The 21,196-nt window shown below is 61.1% G+C and carries 21 protein-coding genes; 7 read left to right on the top strand and 14 right to left on the bottom strand.

The annotated features are described in order from the left end of the window. Window positions 1-23: 23 nt before the first annotated feature. From fabD to ACQ4W6_RS13695, 5 genes are all read right to left on the bottom strand, one after another. A complete protein-coding gene (fabD, locus tag ACQ4W6_RS13675; protein WP_436567717.1) occupies window positions 24-965 on the bottom strand; it encodes an ACP S-malonyltransferase in 942 nt (313 codons plus the stop codon). 60 nt (window positions 966-1,025) lie between these two features. Next, window positions 1,026-2,024: a beta-ketoacyl-ACP synthase III gene (locus tag ACQ4W6_RS13680; protein WP_436567718.1), complete on the bottom strand. Its 999-nt coding sequence runs from the start codon at window positions 2,022-2,024 to the stop codon at window positions 1,026-1,028. 12 nt (window positions 2,025-2,036) lie between these two features. Continuing rightward, window positions 2,037-3,104, bottom strand: a complete 1,068-nt coding sequence (gene plsX / locus ACQ4W6_RS13685; protein WP_436567719.1) for a phosphate acyltransferase PlsX — start codon at window positions 3,102-3,104, stop codon at window positions 2,037-2,039. 207 nt (window positions 3,105-3,311) lie between these two features. After that, window positions 3,312-3,494: a 50S ribosomal protein L32 gene (gene rpmF, locus ACQ4W6_RS13690; protein ID WP_010399517.1), complete on the bottom strand. Its 183-nt coding sequence runs from the start codon at window positions 3,492-3,494 to the stop codon at window positions 3,312-3,314. A gap of 315 nt (window positions 3,495-3,809) precedes the next feature. Continuing rightward, a complete protein-coding gene (locus tag ACQ4W6_RS13695) occupies window positions 3,810-4,307 on the bottom strand; it encodes a YceD family protein (protein WP_436567720.1) in 498 nt (165 codons plus the stop codon). Window positions 4,308-4,580: 273 nt separating this feature from the next. Here ACQ4W6_RS13695 and ACQ4W6_RS13700 point away from each other — a divergent pair, with 273 nt between their 5' ends. Then, window positions 4,581-5,189 (top strand): Maf-like protein, encoded by a 609-nt coding sequence (locus ACQ4W6_RS13700; protein ID WP_436567791.1) that lies wholly within the window; start codon window positions 4,581-4,583, stop codon window positions 5,187-5,189. Between the two features lie 18 nt (window positions 5,190-5,207). Next, the gene (locus ACQ4W6_RS13705; protein WP_436567721.1) at window positions 5,208-5,957 is read left to right on the top strand and encodes an SAM-dependent methyltransferase; all 750 of its coding nucleotides are present in this window, start codon (window positions 5,208-5,210) and stop codon (window positions 5,955-5,957) included. Window positions 5,958-6,142: 185 nt separating this feature from the next. Here ACQ4W6_RS13705 and ACQ4W6_RS13710 read toward each other — a convergent pair whose 3' ends face one another. Next, window positions 6,143-7,060, bottom strand: coding sequence for a 23S rRNA (adenine(2030)-N(6))-methyltransferase RlmJ (locus ACQ4W6_RS13710; protein ID WP_436567722.1), 918 nt, complete (start codon window positions 7,058-7,060; stop codon window positions 6,143-6,145). A gap of 280 nt (window positions 7,061-7,340) precedes the next feature. On the opposite strand from ACQ4W6_RS13710, the gene ACQ4W6_RS13715 reads away from it, so the two are divergent. After that, window positions 7,341-7,769 (top strand): thioredoxin family protein, encoded by a 429-nt coding sequence (locus ACQ4W6_RS13715; RefSeq protein WP_436567723.1) that lies wholly within the window; start codon window positions 7,341-7,343, stop codon window positions 7,767-7,769. 24 nt (window positions 7,770-7,793) lie between these two features. On the opposite strand, the gene ACQ4W6_RS13720 is transcribed toward ACQ4W6_RS13715, so the two are convergent. Beyond that, the gene (locus ACQ4W6_RS13720) at window positions 7,794-10,067 is read right to left on the bottom strand and encodes a xanthine dehydrogenase family protein molybdopterin-binding subunit (protein WP_436567724.1); all 2,274 of its coding nucleotides are present in this window, start codon (window positions 10,065-10,067) and stop codon (window positions 7,794-7,796) included. 24 nt (window positions 10,068-10,091) lie between these two features. Continuing rightward, a complete protein-coding gene (locus ACQ4W6_RS13725; protein WP_436567725.1) occupies window positions 10,092-13,208 on the bottom strand; it encodes an EAL domain-containing protein in 3,117 nt (1,038 codons plus the stop codon). 262 nt (window positions 13,209-13,470) lie between these two features. On the opposite strand from ACQ4W6_RS13725, the gene ACQ4W6_RS13730 reads away from it, so the two are divergent. Then, on the top strand, window positions 13,471-13,977 hold the full coding sequence (locus ACQ4W6_RS13730; RefSeq protein WP_071322895.1) for a DUF1993 domain-containing protein: 507 nt from the start codon (window positions 13,471-13,473) through the stop codon (window positions 13,975-13,977). A 165-nt stretch (window positions 13,978-14,142) separates the two neighbouring features. Here the strand turns inward: ACQ4W6_RS13730 and ACQ4W6_RS13735 are convergent, their stop codons facing one another. Both ACQ4W6_RS13735 and ACQ4W6_RS13740 read right to left on the bottom strand, forming a co-directional pair. Next, window positions 14,143-14,337, bottom strand: a complete 195-nt coding sequence (locus ACQ4W6_RS13735) for a DUF1289 domain-containing protein (protein ID WP_436567726.1) — start codon at window positions 14,335-14,337, stop codon at window positions 14,143-14,145. Continuing rightward, window positions 14,337-14,909, bottom strand: a complete 573-nt coding sequence (locus ACQ4W6_RS13740; RefSeq protein ID WP_436567727.1) for a DUF1415 domain-containing protein — start codon at window positions 14,907-14,909, stop codon at window positions 14,337-14,339. Before ACQ4W6_RS13740 ends, ACQ4W6_RS13735 begins: the two co-directional genes overlap by 1 nt. Before the next feature lie 337 nt (window positions 14,910-15,246). On the opposite strand from ACQ4W6_RS13740, the gene ACQ4W6_RS13745 reads away from it, so the two are divergent. From ACQ4W6_RS13745 to ACQ4W6_RS13755, 3 genes are all read left to right on the top strand, one after another. Continuing rightward, the gene (locus ACQ4W6_RS13745; protein WP_436567728.1) at window positions 15,247-16,659 is read left to right on the top strand and encodes a transglycosylase SLT domain-containing protein; all 1,413 of its coding nucleotides are present in this window, start codon (window positions 15,247-15,249) and stop codon (window positions 16,657-16,659) included. A 112-nt stretch (window positions 16,660-16,771) separates the two neighbouring features. Beyond that, window positions 16,772-17,560: an enoyl-ACP reductase FabI gene (gene fabI, locus ACQ4W6_RS13750; RefSeq protein WP_436567729.1), complete on the top strand. Its 789-nt coding sequence runs from the start codon at window positions 16,772-16,774 to the stop codon at window positions 17,558-17,560. A 515-nt stretch (window positions 17,561-18,075) separates the two neighbouring features. Further along, entirely contained in the window at window positions 18,076-19,482 is a 1,407-nt protein-coding gene (locus ACQ4W6_RS13755; protein WP_436567730.1) for a DEAD/DEAH box helicase, read from the top strand. 100 nt (window positions 19,483-19,582) lie between these two features. On the opposite strand, the gene ACQ4W6_RS13760 is transcribed toward ACQ4W6_RS13755, so the two are convergent. From ACQ4W6_RS13760 to ACQ4W6_RS13775, 4 genes are all read right to left on the bottom strand, one after another. Further along, window positions 19,583-20,041, bottom strand: coding sequence for an acyl-CoA thioesterase (locus ACQ4W6_RS13760; protein WP_436567731.1), 459 nt, complete (start codon window positions 20,039-20,041; stop codon window positions 19,583-19,585). An 86-nt stretch (window positions 20,042-20,127) separates the two neighbouring features. Next, entirely contained in the window at window positions 20,128-20,496 is a 369-nt protein-coding gene (locus tag ACQ4W6_RS13765) for a hypothetical protein (RefSeq protein ID WP_436567732.1), read from the bottom strand. Between the two features lie 128 nt (window positions 20,497-20,624). Continuing rightward, window positions 20,625-20,762, bottom strand: a complete 138-nt coding sequence (locus tag ACQ4W6_RS13770) for a hypothetical protein (RefSeq protein ID WP_436567733.1) — start codon at window positions 20,760-20,762, stop codon at window positions 20,625-20,627. Window positions 20,763-21,005: 243 nt separating this feature from the next. Beyond that, entirely contained in the window at window positions 21,006-21,173 is a 168-nt protein-coding gene (locus ACQ4W6_RS13775) for a hypothetical protein (protein WP_436567734.1), read from the bottom strand. Window positions 21,174-21,196 lie beyond the last annotated feature (23 nt).

Raw genomic sequence — 21,196 nt, forward strand, 5'->3', positions numbered from 1 at the left:
GCAGCCTCGCTGCCGCCCTCTGTTTACTTGAGCTGCGTCAAAATGCGTTCCAACGAAGCCTGGTCGACGATGGCGTCGCCCACCAGCACCGGATCGATGCGCTTGGCCAGGCCCATCAGGACCTTGCCCGGACCGCACTCGATCACTTGCGTGATGCCGTCGGCGGCGACCTTTTGCATGGTTTCCACCCAGCGCACGGGGCTGGCGGCTTGGCGCACCAGGGCATCCTTGATGCCGGCCGGATCGTTGACGATGGCCACGTCGACGTTGTTGATCAGGGCGATTTGCGGCGCCAGGAAAGTCAAGCCAGCCATGTACTCGCGCAGGCGGTCCGATGCAGGTTTCAGCAGCGACGAGTGGAACGGCGCCGAAACGGGCAGCTTCATGGCGCGCTTGGCGCCCTTGGCCTTGGCCAGTTCGCAGGCGCGCTCGACGGCCGCCGTGTGACCGGCGATGACCACTTGCGCAGGCGCATTGAAATTGACGGGCTCGACCACCAGGGCCGGGTTTTCCGCTGCCGCTTCTACACAGGCGGCGCGCACGTCATCGTCCGACAGGCCCAGCACGACAGCCATCGTGCCCTGCCCTACCGGCACGGCTTCCTGCATCGCTTGCGCGCGGAAACGCACCAGCGGCACGGCGTCCTTGAACGCGATGACGCCGGCGGCGACCAGCGCCGAGTATTCGCCCAGGCTATGGCCGGCAACGACGCCCGGCACGGTGCCGCCCGCTGCCAGCCAGGCGCGGTAGACGGCCACGGCCGCCGTCAGCATCACGGGCTGGGTATTGGTGGTCAGGTCCAGCGCTTCCTTCGGACCTTCGGCGATCAGCTTGCCCAGGTCGAATTGCAGGGCGTCCGACGCTTCGGCCAGCGTATCGGCCACCACGCGGTTGCCAGCGAAACCGTCGAGCATCGCAATGGCTTGCGAGCCCTGGCCTGGGAAAACAAATGCAAATTGTGTCATGTCGACTCCGTTTTTTAATATTGTTGCGCGTTTCGGCGTTTCGGCGTTTCGGCGTTTCGTTTACATGCGCGCCAGCACGGCGCCCCAGGTAAAGCCGCCGCCCACGCCTTCCATCATGACGTTATCGCCCTTCTTGACGCGGCCATCGCGCACGGCGATGTCGAGCGCCAGCGGGATCGAAGCGGCCGAAGTGTTGCCATGCTGGTCGACGGTAACGACCATCTTTGCCAAAGGCAAGCCGAGTTTCTTGGCCGTGCTGTTCATGATGCGGATATTCGCCTGGTGCGGGATCAGCCAGTCGATCTGGTCCGCGGTCATGTTGGCGTGGGCCAACGCTTCATGTGCCACTTTTTCCAGCACGGACACGGCCAGCTTGAAGACGGCAGGGCCATCCATGTACAGGAAGGCGCTACCAGCCAGTGCGCCACCGGCCAGGCTGCCCGGCACGCTGAGGATGTTCGAGTGGCGGCCATCGGCGTGCAGCTTGGTCGCCAGGATGCCTGGCTCTGTCGACGCCGTCATGACGATGGCGCCGGCGCCGTCGCCGAACAGCACGCAGGTGCCGCGGTCTTCGAAATTGAGGATGCGCGAAAACACTTCGGCGCCGATTACCAGCACGTTCTTATGCATGCCCGATTGAATAAAACTATCGGCGGTGGCCACTGCATATACAAAACCGCTGCAGACCGCTTGCACGTCGACGGCGGCGCAGTTGTTCGTGATGCCCAGCTTGTTTTGCACGATGCAGGCGGTGCTGGGGAAGCTGCCGAAGAAATCGGGGGTCGAGCTGGCGACGATGATCAGGTCCAGGTCGTTGCCATCCAGACCAGCCATTTCCAGGGCCTTTTTGGCCGCTTCCACGCCCAGGTCCGAGGAATTTTGCGACGGCGCCGCGTAATGGCGCGCCGAGATGCCGCTGCGCGAGAATATCCACTCGTCCGAGGTCTCGATGCCCTTGGCGGCCAGCTGCTCCGTCAAATCCTGGTTGGTGACGCGTTTCTCCGGCAAATAGCTGCCGGTACCGATAATTTTGCTGTAGATTTTGCTAAAAACAGTCATGCTACCCGTCCACTAAATGGTAGAGCTTGTTGATGTAGGTTCGTCCGGTGCTGGCGTGCGCGGCATCAGCTCGGCGATCAGGCTGGCCAGGTGCGCTTGCACGTCATTTTTTGCCGCATCAAAGGCGCGGCGCAAGGCCCATTCAAACGAATAGGCATCCGCGCTGCCGTGGCTCTTGAAGACCAGGCCACGCAAGCCCAGCAGGCTGGCGCCGTTGTAACGCGAAGGATTGAGGCGGTTGCCGATGGCTTTCAGGGCGCCGCGGGCGATCAGCGCGCCCAGCATGGTCAGCGCATTGCGCTTGAATTCGGTGGTCAGTACGTCTTTCATGAGGCGCGCCAGGCCTTCGATGGCCTTCAGGGTGACATTGCCGACAAAACCGTCGCACACGACGATATCGGTGGTGCCCTTGAAGATATCGTTGCCTTCCACGTTGCCGTAGAAGTTCAGCGCGCCACGCGCGTGGTCCGCCTGCAGCAGCTTGGCGGTGAGTTTCACCACTTCATTGCCCTTGATATCTTCCGTGCCCACGTTCAGCAAGCCGATCGTGGGGCGTTCTATGCCTTCCATGGCCGAGACGAGCACGGAGCCCATGATGGCGAACTGGTGCAAGTGATGCGGTTCGCAATCGACGTTGGCACCCAAGTCCAGCATGTAGGTCGGGCCATTCTTTTGATTCGGCAAGATGCTGCAGATGGCCGGGCGGTCGACGCCCGACATCGTCTTGAGGACATAGCGCGACACTGCCATCAGGGCTGCCGTATTACCGGCGGAAACGGAGGCTTGCGCCACGCCGCTCTTGACCTGCTCAATGGCCACGCGCATGGAGGAATCCTTCTTGCGGCGCAGGGCCACTTCGAGGGGATCGTCCATGGTAACTTGTTCGGAGGCATGCAATACCGACAGGCGCGGATGCGTGTCAGCTTTATGCTTTTTCAGTTCGGCACGGATCACGTCTTCCAATCCAACAAGGATCAGTTCGGCTTCAGGCTCATGTTTTACGAAGGAAATTGCTGCAGGGATAGTGACTGAGGGACCATGATCTCCGCCCATGCAGTCGATAGAAATTTTGATTGTCATTTGTGTTGATTCAGTACCGCTGAGGGCTTGCGGCAAGATGTGAATCGGACTGGAGCATACCAAGGCGGCGCATGTCACTACAGCTCTGGCAAGCTTGATTCAAAATGACGGAGTGCAAGATGAATTGCAGCCGATAAAAAAGAAGAAGCGGCGCCACGCCGAATAACCACGCAACACCGCTTTCATCTTACCCAACAAAAACGTCGATTACTCGTCGTTTTTGGTCTTCAACACTTTACGACCACGATAGAAGCCGTTAGGGCTGATATGGTGACGCAGATGTGTTTCGCCGGTAACTGGCTCGACGCTCAATTGCGGCGCGACCAGGAAGTCGTGCGAACGGTGCATGCCGCGCTTGGAAGGGGTTTTCTTGTTCTGTTGAACTGCCATGATGACTCCTAATACATAAGTTCTAAAATTTTAGCACATTCGATTAGCAAATACATGCGAATCGAGTATCCCAGCGGCAAAGACTACCCGAAAATAGCCCGGACCGACATCGTTTGTTACATGCTACGTTTTACTACACTTGCCATACTCGATTACTACACGCGTTTGACACGTTCTTTACTGAGGAGCCTCGAAAACCTACTGCGCTTCCCGCTATCGCCTCTGCGTTGCTCGGCGTACTCTTGTACGCTTGCGCTACTCAAGACGATATCGGGCCGCTCGCTACGGTTTTTTGAGTCCCCATCTATTTACTACTTATTCCGGCTTCAAGTCTTTCAGGGCCGCAAACGGCGACTTCTTTTCAGTCTTGAGAGCATCGAGCTGCGCCGTATCGGGGCAGACGTCATGTTTGGGTACCTGCGGCAGGGCCAGCAAGGCTTCATCTTCGATCAGGGCCGCGGCATCCATGCTGCGGCTGCCGACGATCACGTCGATCGTTTCATCGTTGATGATGTCTTCGATCTCGTCTGCGTGCTCGTCATCCTTGCCCAGCATCAGAGTAGTCGTTGAATCAATCGCGTAAGCATACGGGGTCAGGCAGCGCTGGCAAACCAGCTGAACGGTGCCGTTGACCGACAAGGTCAGTTGTGGGTAGCCCAGCTTGCTGGTGCCGCCGACGACCTTCCAGGCGATGTCGCCGGAAGCATCTGCACAATCCTTGGTCAACCGGGTCATTTCAGCGACAGGAGTTACACCCTCGCGGCTCCCGCTGATACGACAAAAATCAAAGGCGTCGATCACAAAAGCATTCATTGGTAGAAAATTTCCCCGGAAAACCTGCGATAATAACAGGGTTTTTAGCGCCGAGTCAAAGCCTTAGCATCTTTTTTGACGTGCTGATTGCAAGCTGATTGCCAGATACGCGACAAACTCAGTGATAAATGCAGTGACAAATGCAGTAACAAATTCATCAACACCGCCATGCCGCATGGAGCCTCAATTGTGGATTCCACGCCGTGAAATTTGCGTGAAATTCCACTGACACCGACCAGCGCGGCCATGCCGGCCACCATCTACTACTACCGAATGATACCAACTTCCGCCCCATTGCGCTTGATTCTTGCATCGAGTTCGACCTACCGCAAAGAACTGCTGGAACGCCTGCGCCTGCCTTTCGAGGTGGCCGTGCCCGATCTGGACGAAAGCCCCCTGCCCGGTGAAAGCCCCAGCACCACGGCCCTGCGCCTGGCGCAAGCGAAGGCGCAAGCCGTGCTCGACCGCTTCCCTGGCAGCGTCGTCATCGGCTCCGACCAGGTCGCCACGCTGGATGGCGCGCAGATCGGCAAGCCGGGCAACCACGCCAACGCCCTGCTGCAACTGCAAACCATGCGCGGGCGCCAAACCGTGTTCCACACGGCCCTGTGCCTGCTCGACGGGCGCAAGTCGCCCGCCGTGGCGCAAGTGGAAGATATCCAGACCCTGGTCACCGTGCGCGACTTGCCGGATGCCGAACTGGACGCCTACCTGCGCATCGAGCAGCCGTATGACTGCGCCGGCAGCGCCAAGAACGAGGGCCTGGGCATCGCCCTCCTCGATCGCATCGATAGTACCGACCCGACCGCCCTCACCGGCTTGCCCCTGATCGCCCTGACCGGCATGCTGCGCCGCGCCGGCGTGGCGTTTTTCAATTTTTAATATTTCGACAAGAATAATATGACCGGCACCCTGTACCTGATCCCCAACCACCTCGGCCTGTCCGACAGTCCAAACGACCCGCTGGCCCACATCATTCCCGAACAAGTGCGGCAAATCACTTCGCAACTCGATTATTTCGTCGCGGAAAACGCCAAGACGGCGCGCGCCTTCCTGAAATTGATCGGCAACCAGCATCCGCTGGCCAAGCCGCTGCAGGAAATCACCATCTCGGAACTGAACGTGAATACCCCGGCGCAAGCGCTGGCGGGCTTGCTGGCCCCACTGCTGGCGGGGCGCGACGCGGGCCTCGTCTCGGAGGCGGGCGTGCCGGCCGTGGCCGACCCCGGCGCCGACCTGGTGCGCCTGGCGCATCAGCACTCTATTCGCGTGCGCCCGCTGGTGGGGCCGTCGTCGATTCTGCTGGCCGTGATGGCCAGCGGCCTGAATGGCCAGAGCTTTGCCTTCAACGGCTACTTGCCCACCGATGCAGCCCTGCGCGCCAAGCGCATCAAGGAGCTGGAAGTGCGTTCACGCAATGAAAAGCAAACCCAGCTGTTCATCGAGACACCCTACCGCAACGCCACCATGCTCGAAGCGCTGGTGGCGCAATGCGCGCCCTCCACCCTGATCTGCGTCGCCACCGACCTCAGCCTGGACACGGAAAGCGTGCAAACGTGGAATGGCGCGCAGTGGAAGAAACAATTGGCCGCCGGCAAGGCGCCCGATTTCCACAAGAAGCCTACCGTGTTCCTGTTGCTGGGACAGTAAACTTTCCCGTTAACGACAAACGCCACGAATCTAACCCGTGGCGCTCCATCAATACAGTCACAACACTTGAGAAAACCGTCGCGAGCGGAAGGGAGAGATGGCCGAGAAGCGCAACCGTACTGAAGTACGGCGAGCATCGCAGGCCACCTATACCGACGCGCAGCAGGTTTGCTCAGGTGTCACCACTACACGCGGCGCGTACCGGTATTCTTTTGACCGCCCTTGCCCGTTTCCAGCACGAACTTGGCGCCATCGTCGCGGCCCAGCACCTTGACCAGATAAGGCATGACTTCGCGCAACATCGGCTCCAGCGTGTACGGCGGGTTCAGGATGAACATGCCGCTGCTGTGCAAACCGAAACCGTCCGGCGACGGCGTATTCACCGTCAACGTCACGTGCAGCCAGTCTGTCGACGGCAGTTGCTTGAGCTTGTCGGCGAACTGGCGCGATTCCATGCGCTGCAGCACCGGATACCAGACGGCGTAGATGCCCGACGGGAAGCGCACGAGCGCGTCGGCCAGGGTGTCCTTGACCTTGCGGTAATCCATCTTGTCTTCATATGGCGGGTCGATCAGCACCAGCGCGCGGCGCGATGGCGGCGGCAGCAAGGCTTTCAGGCTCTGGAAGCCGTCGGCCTGGGTGATGAGGACGCGCTTGCCGCGCACGGTCGGACGTTCGCCCTGGGCCAGCGCATGCGCCTCGACCTTGCGGAAGTTGTCGGCCAGAATCTTTGCATCCGCTGGATGCAGCTCGAACAGGCGCAGACGGTCTTGCTCGCGGCTGACCTTGTCGGCGCAGTACGGCGAACCCGGGTAGTAGCGCATCTTGCCGCTCGGATTCATTTCCTTGATCAGCTTCATGTACTCGGCCAGCGAGGCCGGCAAGTCCTTGCGGTCCCACAGGGGCGCGATGCCCGTCTCGTACTCGGCATTTTTCGAGGCATAACCACCGTCGAGCGCATACACGCCCGCGCCGGAGTGGGTATCGATATAACTATAGGCGGTATCTTTTTGATTCAGATATTGCAACAACTGAATCTGCACATAATGCTTCAACACATCGGCGTGATTACCCGCGTGAAAGGCGTGGCGGTAACTCAACATAAGCTGGCTAATTCCATAATAAAATATAAACAAAGGCGGGGCTGCGCTGACACCGGGCAGGGCATGAAAACAGACTGGAGGAGTCAGGCTGCGGGGCCAGGAAACAGCATGGACCAGCGTAATCAGCGCGCAATTACCAGCATTATCCACTAGAAACTGCTGTTGCATCAAAAAACACGTTTAAACAAGCCCTTGCATTGCCGCGACTGGCGTGGCCGGGCGCGGTAGAATACGCGCATCGGCGCCGGACGCCCATTCGCCTACTAATATATAGACAACCATGCACAGCCTGACCCTCACTTCCGATAACCGCGGCGACGTCGCGGCAGCCCTGGCCGGCCCGCGCTGGAGCGTGGCCTGCCTGTGCGCGCTATGGTGCGGCACGTGCGGCACCTACCGCGCCACGTTCGAGGAACTGGCCGCGCGCCACCCTGACACACTCTTCGTCTGGATCGACATCGAAGACCAGGCCGACGTCGTGGGCGACCTCGACATCGACAATTTCCCCACCCTGCTGATCCAGCATGCAGACCATGTGGCCTTCTTTGGCACCGTGCTGCCCGACGGCGGCCTGGCGCACCGCATGGTGCAGGCGCAGCAGGCGCTCAGCGAGGAAGAGCTGGCTGCGCTGTCAAACAGCACGCAGGAACGGCGCGACTGGCAGCGCGATTGCAATCTACGCAACCTGCTGGCCGCTACCCTCGCTTGATATTGATATTGATCTTGATCGACATCAAGCCAGGCGCAGCGGCAGGCTGCGCAGCCGTTTCCCCGTCAGGATAAACACGGCGTTGGCCACGGCCGGCGCGATCGGTGGCGTGCCGGGCTCACCCACGCCTTCGGGCGGCTCGGCGCTGGCGATGATGATCGTCTCGACGACGGGTTCCTGGCCCATGCGCAGCACGGGATAGTCGTGGAAATTGCTTTGCAGGGCTTTCCCTTGCTTGAACGTGATCTCGCCGCCCAGCGCCGCCGACAGGCCAAACAGCACGGCCGACTCCACCTGCTGGGCGATGATGTTCGGGTTGACGGCGATGCCGCAATCGATGGCGCACACCACGCGCTGCACGCGAATCTCGCCATTTTCCACGGACACCTGCGCCACTTGCGCCACGATGCTGCCGAACGACTGGTGCAGCGCCACCCCATGCGCGTGGCCGGGCGGCGCGCTGCCCGCCTTGCTGACTGCTGCATCGAGCACGGCCAGGTGGCGCGGATGCTGAGCTAACATGGCGCGGCGAAACGCGACACTGTCCTGCCCCGCCGCATGCGCCAGTTCATCGATAAAACTTTCCTTGAAGAAGGCGTTGTGCGAGTGGCCGACGGAGCGCCAGTAACCGACGGGCACGGCACTGTCGGCGATCACGTGGGCGATACGCTGGTGGGCGATCTCATACGGCATGTCGAATTCGCCCTCGGCCGTGGTCTTGTCCGGCCCCATGCCAGGCAAGCCGAAATTGCGCTGCAAGAACTGGTGCGTGATGGAGGCGCTGACGGATTTATTCTCCCAGGAAGCGATGCGGCCATGCTCATCGAGGCGGGCGGCAAAACGCGCCAGCGCGGCGGGACGGTACATATCGTGCTTTGTGTCCTGCTCGCGCGTCCACACCAGCTGCACGGGTGCGCCGTCGCACTGCAGCGCGATGGCCACCGCTTGCGCCACCATATCGACTTCCAGGCGGCGGCCGAAACCGCCACCGAGCAGCAGTACCTCGATCGCCACATCCTTTGCATCGACGCCGGCCACTTTCGCCGCCACGTCGACGGCGATGCCAGGCGCCTGCGTGGAGACCCACAGCATCACCTTGCCGTTTTTCACCTGGGCGGTGCAGTTGACGGGTTCCATGGCGGCGTGCGCGAGGAACGGTGCGCGGTACTCGGCTGTCAGCGTGCGCTGCGCGCCGCTCGCCTGCGCATCGACCTTGCCGCTGGAATAGTAGGTAAATCCCGATTCCGTATCGAGCAGGCGGGCAAATTCGGTGTAGATGCCGGCGCTCGATACCCCCGCCTGCGGCCCGCCCGTCCATTGCACGGCCAAGGCGGCGGCCGCCGTCTTCGCGCGCCAGTACGTATCGGCCACCACGGCGACGCAAGAGGCGCCACGCTGGCCCAACGCCGCCGTCAGGTCCGCGACTTTTCTTACGCCGGGCAGCGCCAGCACGGGCGCCGCATCGAAGGAAGCGAGCGTGTCGCCCAGGCTCGGCGGCAGCTGCAAGGCCGCGTACAGCATGCCGGGGGGGCGCGCATCGATGCCGAAACGCGCGCTGCCATTGACTTTGGCTGGCGTGTCGCGGCGCGGCGCCGGCTGGCCGATCAGTTTGAAATCCTTCGGCAACTTGAGCACGGGCTTGCCCGGATCGATGCCGGCGGCGCGCTGTGCCAGGCTGGCATAGCTGGCGCGCCGGCCGTCCGGGTGGATCACTTCGCCATTGTGCGTGCGGCACTGCGCGTGCGGCACCTGCCACTGCGCGGCGGCGGCGCCCACCAGCATGGCGCGCGCCGAAGCGCCCGCCTCGCGCATGGGAAGCCAGCCATCCTTCACGCTCGACGAACCACCGGTGACGATCACGCCCAGTTCGCGCGCCGCCTTGGCCACCGTCCACTGCGCCAGCGCCTTCAGGCGGCCCTGGTCGTCCGGGTGGAATGGCAAGCCATCCTTGAGCATGGCGACGTTGCCGAAGATTTTATCCATCGGTGCCTGTATCAGCTTGACGCTGCTCAAGGGCACGTCGAGTTCCTCGGCCACCAGCATCGGCAGGGCCGTGTGCACGCCCTGCCCCATTTCGCTGCGCGGCATGGCCAGGGCCACCATGCCATCTGTTTGAATGGCCAGCCAGCCGTTCAGCGCCACGGCACCCTCGGCGACGGGCAGTGGCGCGCTGCCATTCAGGCGCTGGCGCGGCGGCAGCACGCCCCAGCCCAGCACCAGGGCGCCCACGCCGGCCACGCCCAGCCCGAGGCCGCCGAGCAGGAAACGGCGGCGCGACGTGGTGTGTTGTCCGCTCATGGGATCTCCCTTTATTGGATGTATTTAGTCATCGAGCCAGCGCTCCAGCATATCCTGTGCCAGCACCGGGCGGCTATATAAATAGCCTTGCGCCAGCTTGCAGCCGTGGCGCAGCAGGAAAGCGGCCTGCTCTTGCGTCTCCACGCCCTCGGCGATCACCGACAAATGCATGCTCTTGCCCAGCTCGATGATGGCAATCGCAATCGCCTCGTCGTTGACGTCGGTCGAAATATCCTTGATGAAGGAGCGGTCGATCTTCAAGGTTTGCACGGGCAACTGCTTCAGATACGCCAGCGAAGAATAACCGGTGCCGAAATCGTCGATGGCCAGGCCCACGCCGATGGCGTGCAAGTCATTGATGAAGCCCAGGGCGTCGCCCGTGTTCATGATCACCGATTCCGTCACTTCCAGCTGCAGGCGCTGCGGTTCGAGCCCCGTTTCCTTGAGGATGTCGGCCACCATGCCGGCGATGCTGCCGCGCTCGAACTGCTTGGCCGACAAATTGACCGCCATCTTCGGCACGCGCAAGCCCTGCGCCTGCCAGCGCATCATCTGGCGGCAAGCCTCGTCGAGCACCCATTTGCCCAGCTGGTTGATGAAGCCGCTGTCCTCGGCCAAAGGAATGAAGCGCACTGGCGGCACCAGGCCCAGTTCCGGGTGGTTCCAGCGCACCAGCGCCTCCACGCCCACCAGGCGGCCCGTGTCGATCTCCACCTGCGGCTGGTAATTGAGGAACATCTCGTTCTTTTCCAGCGAACGGCGCAAAAAGGTTTCCAGGCGCAGGCGCTCGACGCCCTCGCCCGTCATCGACGGCGCGTAGAAACGGTAGCCGTTGCGCCCGCGCGCCTTGGCCTGGTACATGGCCACGTCGGCGTTGCGGATCAGCATGTTCAAATCTTGTGCATCGTCCGGATACAGGCTGATGCCCACGCTGCAGGTGACGAACAATTCATGGCCGGCCACCGTGAATGGCTGGTCGAACATGGTCATCAGCTTTTCGGCCACCTGCGTGGCGCCAAATTCGCCGTCGATGCGTTCGAGCAGCACGATGAATTCATCGCCGCCCAGGCGCGCCAGCGTGTCGCCTTCACGCAGGCGCGCCGCCAACTGGCCCGCCACTTTCTGCAGCAATTCGTCGCCCACGTGGTGGCCGAGGGTATCGTTGACATTCTTGAAGCGGTCCAGGTCGATGAACAGGATCGCCAGTTGTTCCTGGTCGCGCGCGGCGCGCAGCAGCGCGTGCTGCAGGCGGTCGTGGAACAGCAGGCGGTTCGGCAGCGCCGTCAGCGGGTCGTGGTGCGCCATGTGGTCGAGCTTTTCCTGCGACTCCTTGATCAGGGTAATGTCGCTGAACACGCCCACGTAATGGGTAGTGGCCGCGCGCGTGTCGCGCACGGCGCTGATGGTCAGCCATTCCAGGTACACCTCGCCGTTCTGGCGCCGGTTCCAGATCTCGCCGCGCCAGAAGCCGTTGGCCGTCAACTCATCCCACATGGCCGTGTAAAACGCCGCGTCGTGGCGTTCGGAGCGTGTCAGCGACGCATGCCGGCCCAGCGCCTCGGCTTCGCTGTAGCCCGTGATCTGTGTGAAAGCAGGGTTGACGGTGACGATGATGCCGTCCATGTCGACCACCATCACGCCATCGGCGATGTATTCAAGCACCGTGGCCGACAGGCGCAGCTTTTCCTCGGCTTCCTTGCGCGCCGTGATATCGGCGTACACCCAGATGCTGCCTTCGTTGGGCCGCAGCGCATCGAGCGCGCTGCCGCTGACCAGGGCCCAGAACAGGCTGCCGTCGCGGCGCTGGTACTGGCGCTCTTCGCTGAAATCGCCGCCGCTGGCCAGCGCTGGATACTGGCGCTCGCCCGCCTCTTCGAAATCATACGAGGAACTGAAGACGATGGCCGTCGAATTGCCCATCATTTGACCGGAATCATAGCCAAACAGCTCTTCGCAGCGGCGGTTGACGGAAATGATGCGGCGGTGGCGCACGAACATCACGCCGAACATCACATTATCGAGGATGACGCTTTGCTCGGTCAGCAGCGCCTCGATGCGCATTTCGTGGTGCTTGCGCTGGCTGATGTCGGCAATAATGCCGTCGACCCAGGTCACGCCATGCTCGCCCGCCTGCGGCTGGCCATTCTCGGCCACCCAGCGCTCGGTGCCGAAAGCGTCGACGATGCGGTATTCCAGCGCGTACGGCAGCACGTCAGCCACCGCCTGCTTGACGGCGCGGCGGTGTGCGCGGCGGTCTTCCGGGCAAATCAGGTCGGCCCAGGCATGCGACGTGCCGCGCATGAACTGGCGCGCCGGGTAGCCGGCAATGTCCTCGATCGCTTCGCTGACGAAGTCGATGGGCCCGTCCGGCCGGTAGCGGAAGACGGCGCCCGGCACTTGCGTGACGATGGTGCGGAAGCGTTCTTCGCGCTGACCCACGTCCTCGAACAGCTGGCGGATGGCCGCGCGCATCTGCTCGAGCTGGGCAGAGAGGCGCCCCAGCTCGTCATTACTGCCCGGCACCAGGTGCGTGTCGAAGTCGCCATGCGAGAGGCGGTCGGAAAAACGCATCAGGCGGCGCAGCGGTTTCAACAGGCGGCGGTTCAGGAACAGCACGATCAGCGCCATCGACACGGCCAGCTGCGCGCCCAGCACGAAAATGTAGGACACCTGCTTTTCGCGCAATTCCTGCTGGCTGCGCGCATCGTCCATCTCGACGACCACGCGGCCGATGCGCTCGCCGCGCACGAGGATGTCGCGCTCGGCGCGGTACAGATTGCCGACGGGACGCTGTGGCGCCTGCAGGCTGATAAATTGCGTATCGCCCTGCCCCACCACCGTCACTTGCAGCACGGCGCGGTCGCGCATCACGGACTCGACCAGCGACCGCGCCGATTCCGCATTCATGTTCCACAAGGACTCTTGCATGCCCAGCGCCAGGATGTCGGCATTGCGCTGCAGCGCTTCGTTCAAGCTGGTGCGCGCCGACTGGCGTTCGTGCACCCCCACCAGCAGGTAGCTGCCGATGATGGCGGGAATGACCAGGCCGCCAAACACCACCAGCAGCAGCGCGCCATAGATCGACGAGCCGTACAGGGCACCCAGGCTGGCACGCAGGCGTTGATAAGGTGCGTTAGACATGCAGGAACGGGGCAACAGGGATCAGGCGAGCGATCATCGAACTTTATGGGAGAATCCGGGTGAATGTGACGGGAAGAAACTTTTTCAAGAGTAATTATGCATGGAAAAAGCGCAGAAAGTCACCAATAAACACACGCCAGCAGCGACGTCATGTCATATAGACAGGCCAGAAAAACCACACGCAGACTGGCCCGCCCGGTGAGTGCCAGCAGAAAAGTGCGCGGCTTGCTATCATCGCGCCACTTCACCTAGAGGAACTACCATGACATTCTCCATCTATAGCGCATCGATTCCCGTCTTCAAACAGATCCTGGGCAGCCTGGCCGCCATCCTCGACAAGGCGGAAACGCACGCGCAAGACAAGAAAATCGACCCGAACGCCCTGCTGCAGTTCCGTTTATTCCCGGACATGCTGCCGTTCGTGCGCCAGATCCAGATCGCCACCGATTTCGCCAAGGGCTGCGGCGCGCGCCTGGCCGGCGTAGCCGTGCCGCCATATGAAGACAGCGAGCAGAGCTTTGCCGAACTGAAAGCGCGCATCGTGAAAACCATCGCCTTCCTGGAAAGCCTGCCGCAAGCGGACATCGATGGCAGCGAAACGCGCGCCATCACCACCGGCAGCGGCGAAAAGACCAAGCACTTCACGGGCCAGACCTATCTGTTCCACTACGCGCTGCCGCATTTCTTCTTCCACGCCACGACGGCGTACGACATCCTGCGCCACAATGGCATCGAAGTGGGCAAGAAGGACTTCATCGGCAGCTTCTGATACGCATAAGCAAATCTACTGCGCGGCGCGCTTTGCGGCCTGCGATGCTCGCCGTACCTGAGTACGGCTGCGCTTCTTGGCCACAAATCATCGCCGCTCGCTACGATTTGCTTAAGCGTCGACGCAATAGGGGGGATACTGCTCTATGCGTCGCTATCGCTATATTTAAGTGTTTCTGCGCGGATACCCTTGCGCCAGTATCCGCACCCACACCAGTTCCTTCTCTTCATCCGTCATCGACACCCAGTGGGCCACTTCCACTACGCTGCGCCCGCAGCCGCGGCAGATGTCATCGAATGTGGTCGAGCATACGGCCACGCACGGCGTATCGGGACGCGGCGGCAATTGCTTGTCAGTCATCAGGACACCTTCGGCAAGCCGAGCTTTTCCCAGCCTTCGACACCCAGTTTTTCCAATGTGGCAATATTCTTGTCGAAAATCCCGGACGCTTCGGGGAAGGCCTCGACGGCGCGCTCGATGCTGTCTTCGCGCAGCAAATGCAAGGTCGGGTACGGCGAGCGGTTGGTATAGTTGCTGATGTCATCCTCGAACGTCTCGGCGAACTGGTAGTGCGGGTGGAAACTGGCCACCTGCAGTTCGCCGGCCAGGTGCATGTCTTCCACGGCCGCGTCGGCCACGTCGAGGAACTCGTTGTAGTCGAGGAAGTCGTTCAGGGTGTACGGGTGGATCAGCAAGGTCGTGTCGATCTGCTCGGGATCGGTGTCGGCCAGGATTTGCAGCTCGTCCATCAGCAGCGCCAACAAATCCTCGGGATTGCTTGACTCGCACACCACGTAACGGATCTGCTTCTTGACGTGCACTGCCTTGGCGAACGGGCACAGGTTCAGGCCGATCACGGCCTTTTCCAGCCAGGCAACGGTATTGGCGATGATGACGGCATTGTCGTCGTCGTGACGCGGCGCGGTGTTCATATATGTGGTGCTCTCTATCGGTAACGTGGCGGCGAAATGGCCGGCCAAAGCCAAATTGTACGCATTCTTTGCGCAGTCTCATACTGGACGTGTTCCAGGCTTGCGCCAGCAGCATGGCCATGTATGCTATAACAGCGGCCGAACCACGCATTGGGCAAATTAAATTTGCAATAATGACAGCGTTAGCGAATGGAAAATCAGCTGCTTTCCACTTATTGCCGCTTATTTCCTGTCATCATGCTGACATAATTCTTGACGCCGGCATGTGGATATACGTACACTCGCTGCTGAATCATGGGTCTGTCCGATGTTTCTCCGACGACAACAATGGAACTCTATGCACGAAAACTCCTTTACCTCTACCGTCCTGGCGGCGTTGGTCCTGGCGCTTGCGCCCGCCCTCAGCCAGGCGTACGAAGCCGGTGTTGAGAGCGATAACGCGCCAGTCGCCGCCACCACACCGGCCCTGATCCCGATGACCGCCCAGGTCACGGCAAAACTCCCCACCCTCGACAACCGCCTGCAAAAGACCGACCGCCTGCTGAAAAACCTCAGCGACAGTTCCGATCCGCTGCGCGAAGCCGACGTCTGGGGCCGTATCCGCAGCGGCTATGCGATTCCCGACATCAATAACCAGCTGGTGACGAACCACGTCAACTGGTACGCCACCCGCCCCGACCACATCGCCCGCACCACGGCGCGCGCCTCGCGCTATATCTTCCACGTGGTGCAGGAACTGGAAAAGCGCGGCATGCCGACGGAACTGGCCTTGCTGCCGTTCATCGAGTCCGCCTTCAACCCGCAAGCGTTCTCCAGCGCCAATGCGGCCGGCATGTGGCAGTTCGTGCCCGCCACGGGGCGCGATTTCAACCTCAAGCAAAACATGTTCAAGGACGAGCGCCGCGGCGTGCTGACCTCGACCGATGCGGCCCTGACGTATTTGCAGCGCCTGTATGACATGTTCGGCGACTGGCAACTGGCCCTGGCCGCCTACAACTGGGGCGAAGGCTCGGTGCAGCGCGCCATCAAGAAAAACCAGGCGCTGGGCAAACCCACCGATTTCGAAAGCCTGGCCGACCTGATGCCAGCCGAGACGCGCAACTACGTGCCCAAGCTGCAAGCGGTGAAGAACATCATCGCCAATCCGGCGCAATTCGGCCTGACCCTGCCCGTGGTCGAGAACCAGCCCTACTTCACGGCCATCGACAAGACCAGCGACATCGACATCACCGTCGCCGCCCAGCTGGCCGAGCTGTCGATGGATGAATTCAAGGCCTTGAATCCGCAATTTAACCGCCCCGTCATCATCGGCGGCGAGAAGACCAAGATTTTGCTGCCGCAGGAAAACGCCGCCAAGTTCACCACCAACCTGGCGCAATGGGGCCATGCCTTGTCGAGCTGGACCACGCACAAGATCACCAACGCGCGCGAACGCATCGAAACGCTGGCCTCGAAATTCGGCACCACGGCCGACGTGCTGCGCCAGGCGAATAACATTCCCCAGCGTACGCGCCTGCGCGCCGGTTCCACCATCCTCGTGCCGAAAACCTCGGCCACGATGAACATCGACATCACCCAGGAAATTGCCGACAGCGCCACCATGCTGCTCGAAGCGGACCGTCCCGAACGGGCCGCCAAGGCCGTGCGCCGCGCCACCAAGGGCGGCAAGGTGCAAGCGGCGCCGATCTCGCTGGTGAAGCCACGCATCCAGCGCAGCGGTGGCAGCAGCCGCGCCAAGGCCCGCCATTAACTTGCGCTACGCCTGATCCATACTGGAAACACGCCACCGGCCGCCACAGCTTTAGCTGTCGCGGCCGGTGCTACATCCAGCCTACCCGTCATCCATCCAGACAGGAGTCTTCATGGCTTTCTTGCAAGGTAAAAAAATCCTCATCACGGGCTTGCTGTCGAACCGGTCGATCGCCTATGGCATTGCCAAGGCCTGCCACCGCGAAGGTGCCACCCTGGCCTTTACCTATGTGGGCGAGCGCTTCAAGGAGCGTATCACGGAGTTTGCGGCCGAATTCGGCAGCGAACTGGTGTTTGACTGCGACGTCGGCAGCGACGAGCAGATCAGCGCCGTCTTCCACGACCTGGCCCGCCACTGGGAACAGCTGGACGGCCTGGTGCACGCCATCGGCTTTGCCCCGCGCGAGGCGATTGCCGGCGACTTCCTCGACGGCCTGTCGCGCGACAGCTTCCGCATAGCCCACGATATTTCCGCCTACAGTTTCCCCGCCATGGCCAAGGCCGCCCTGCCCCTGCTGCAACCGGGCGCCTCGGTATTGACGCTGACCTATCTGGGCGCCGTGCGCGCCGTGCCCTACTACAACACCATGGGCCTGGCCAAGGCGTCGCTGGAAGCGTCCGTGCGCTACCTGGCCGAATCGCTGGGCCCGCGCCGCATCCGCGCCAACGGCATCTCAGCCGGCCCCATCAAGACTTTGGCCGCTTCCGGCATCAAGGATTTCAGCAAACTGCTGGGCTTTGTGGCCGAACACGCTCCGCTGCGCCGCAACGTCACCATCGAGGAAGTGGGCAACACGGCCGCCTTTTTGCTGTCCGACCTGGCGTCGGGCATCACGGGCGAGATTACCTACGTCGATGGTGGCTTTTCGCAAGTCATGGCCGTCAATCCCGAAATAGAGTAATGCGGTGATGGACAATATTGTTCGATTGTCACCCGACGGCCAAAGAATATATTCCCATATTGGCGGCAGCGCATGACGCGCTCCACGCACCCCAGGAAAGAAGTCGCGGCGGCGCTGCGCCACGCGGAAAATCAAGCTGCGGCAGGCTACGCATTTTCACTGATTTCATGTAGGAAACATGCGCAAAACGTGGTAGCACTTTCACTTTGACGTATTTAGGCAGTGCAAAACAGCCGGAAATACAGTATAGTGTCGTTGTGCGCTGCAATATGTTTCCTTGAAGCGAAGACAACACCGCAGTAACTGCACTACAAACTTAGCAGCTTCGCAAGCCTTAGCGCATCCACAGGATGCCGCTTATAAAGCCCTCCCGCCTTGTGTGTCGCACCTGACACCGTCCCGGCGCAAAGCTTTTGTGCCGAAATTTCTTTTTAGTTGAGTCATTTCGTTTTGGTTGGCGTTGCTATTTTGCGTTCTGCTTTTTGCAATAACGCTGATTTTTACGAAAGAAAAGAATGACATTTGAATCCTTAGGCCTGCATCCGTCCATCATCGCCGCTCTGACCGAATCGGGCTACACCGCGCCAACCGCGGTACAGTTGCAAGCGATTCCAGCGGCGATCGAAGGCCGTGACCTGCTGGTCTCGTCGCAGACCGGTTCGGGCAAGACCGCAGCATTCATGCTGCCGTCGCTGCACAAACTGGCCAGCGCCGAAGAAAGCGCCGCCGGCAAGACGCCAAACCAGGAAATGCAAGCATCGCGCGCCCGCGGCGAGCGTCCACGTTTCAAGGCTGCCCAACCAAAAATGCTGGTGCTGACCCCAACGCGCGAACTGGCACTGCAAGTGACGACCAATACCGAGAAATACAGCACCGGCATCCGCCGCATCAAGGCTGTGTCGATCTTGGGCGGCATGCCTTACCCTAAACAGATGCAATTGCTGGCCAAGAATCCTGAGATTCTGGTCGCCACCCCTGGCCGTTTGATCGACCACATGGATTCGGGCAAGATTGACTTCTCGCAACTGGAAATCCTGGTGCTGGACGAAGCCGACCGCATGCTGGACATGGGTTTCATCGACGACATCGAAAAAATCGTTGCAGCGACGCCAGAAGGCCGTCAAACCATGCTGTTCTCGGCAACGCTGGACGGCGTGGTTGGCAACATGGCCCGCCGCATCACGAAAAACCCGATGGTCATCCAGATCGCCGGTTCGTCGAACAAGCATGAAAACATCACCCAGCGCGTCCACTTCGTCGACGATCTGTCGCACAAGAATCGCCTGCTCGATCACCTGCTGCGCGATGAAACGCTTGACCAGGCTGTTGTGTTTACCGCCACCAAGCGTGACGCCGACACCATCGCCGACCGTCTGAACATCGCCGGTTTCTCGGCTGCCGCCTTGCACGGCGACATGCATCAGGGCGCACGTAACCGCACCCTGGACGGCATGCGCCGCGGCCAGGTCAAAGTGCTGGTTGCCACCGACGTTGCCGCCCGCGGTATCGACGTGCCAACGATCACCCACGTGTTCAACTACGATCTGCCGAAGTTCCCGGAAGACTACGTCCACCGCATCGGCCGTACCGGCCGCGCTGGCCGCAATGGCCTGGCCATCTCGCTGGTGAACCACGCTGAAGGCATGAACGTCAAGCGCATCGAACGCTTCACCAAGCAATTGATCCCGGTCAATGTCATCGAAGGTTTCGAGCCTAAGAAAACGGCGTCGGCACCACGTTCGAGCGCCCGTCCAGGCGGCTGGAAACCAGGCGACAACCGCGGCGGCGCAAAACCAGCGCAACGCACGTTCAGCAAGCCGGGCGCGCCACGCAAAGACGGCGCACCTAGCACCGGCGGCGGCTACAAGGGTTCGAACCCGCGCAGCACCGACGGCACACGCCGCAGCTACGACGACCGTTAATCACGGCTCACCGCTGCCAGTAGGTAAGCAATAAAAAATGGCCACCAGAGCGATCTGGTGGCCATTTTTGCATCTGCAACAGCTATATTTCTCTTAAAACCTACTTCTTCGATACCTTCTGGCGCGACAGCTTGCGCAGCTTGGCTTGCTCGAAACGCTGCTGCTGCTCCGGCGTGTCCAGCGCCAGCGGCGGCACGGCCACCGGCTTGCGGTTGGCGTCCACCGCCACCATGGTGAAGTAGCAGCTGTTGGCGTGACGCACCAGGCGTTGCTGGATATTTTCCGTCACCACGCGGATACCCACTTCCATCGAAGTCGTGCCCGTGTAATTGATCGAGGCCAGGAACGTCACCAGCTCGCCCACGTGGATCGGCTGCAGGAACATCACCTGGTCCACCGACAGGGTCACCACATAGCTGCCCGAATAGCGGCTGGCGCAGGCATAGGCGACGCTATCGAGGTATTTCAGGATAGTGCCGCCGTGCACGTTGCCGGAAAAGTTGGCCATATCGGGCGTCATCAAGACCGTCATCGTCAGTTCGTGGGCCGACCAGTTCATCGCGCTGTCCAAAGTGTTCTCCAAAGGGGATGTTGTAAAATACATGAGGGGATGTGAAAACCGGCCCCAGGGGCCGGTTGCAGGCCTTACAGGCCCAGAGTATCGATATCGGCCAGCGAGTCGCGGCCCTTGTCGGAAATGTCGTGTCCCTCGCCTTCGGCGCGCGCCACGATGTGGGCTTTCTTGCCCAGGAAATAGGCCACGTCCGTGTCCAGTTTGACCAGCGGGTCGGCGGCCACGGCGCGCAAACCCATGATGCAGCGGCGCACGAACAGCAGTTGCTGCGCCTTCTCGGTGATGGACAGGCGTCCATCGCGGGCATAGCTGAGCAGCTTCAGGCCAGACAGGCGCTTGGCGTTGCGGGCAACGCAAGCGCTGGGGCGCTCGGTCTTGATGCCGCGTGCAACTTGCTCCAGCGCGTCATATTCATCGGTCGTTAATTTCTCGTTCTTCATTACTCTTCCATAAAAGGCCAGGTGTTCGGCCCCCATGGTACGCGTCCCGCTGCGCATCGGCAACAGGCAACGTGAATCCACCGCCGTCCGCCCCACGGACGGCGTGCTGAAATGCGCCAGACGCGCGCTTATTTATAGCTGCGCAGCAGCAACCAGGCCAGGCCGCAGCCAGCCACGGCGCCTGCCAGCGCCAGCGTCACCAGTTTTTTGCTGGTGATCACAGGGCGCCGGCCCAGGTAAATTTTGTTATGCAAGGAATTGCCCATGATGGTCTCCCGAACAATAATTTTTATGATGTCTCATTATAAGAACAGAATCGTGACGGCTGCATGACACTCGGCAGTCAGCACTTGTTTTCTATCCATGAGGCAATATTTATTAGTTTTTTTGTTGTTTATTTGGCGTGGCGATCAGGCCGCCTACGCATTCTATTTCCGACCAAAAATAAACTCTGCGCACGGCAGCTGCGCGGCATGCAAAGCCGCGCAGCAAACCTTGCCAGCTTGTGCTCACGCCATTTTCACGGGCGGCGGCGGCGGCGTCGGTTCCTCGACCGGCACGGGATCGATGTACGGCGGCTGGCCTGGCGGCGGCGTCAGCGGATCGCCTTCCGGCGGTGGTGCAATATCGGGTTCGGGCGTGCTGTGCGCGCGCGCAAGTTGGAACAGTGAATGCATGGTGGCCTCCTTGGCTCCACTGT

The sequence above is a fragment of the Janthinobacterium woesei genome (assembly GCF_051380875.1).
Taxonomy (GTDB): Bacteria; Pseudomonadota; Gammaproteobacteria; order Burkholderiales; family Burkholderiaceae_D; genus Janthinobacterium.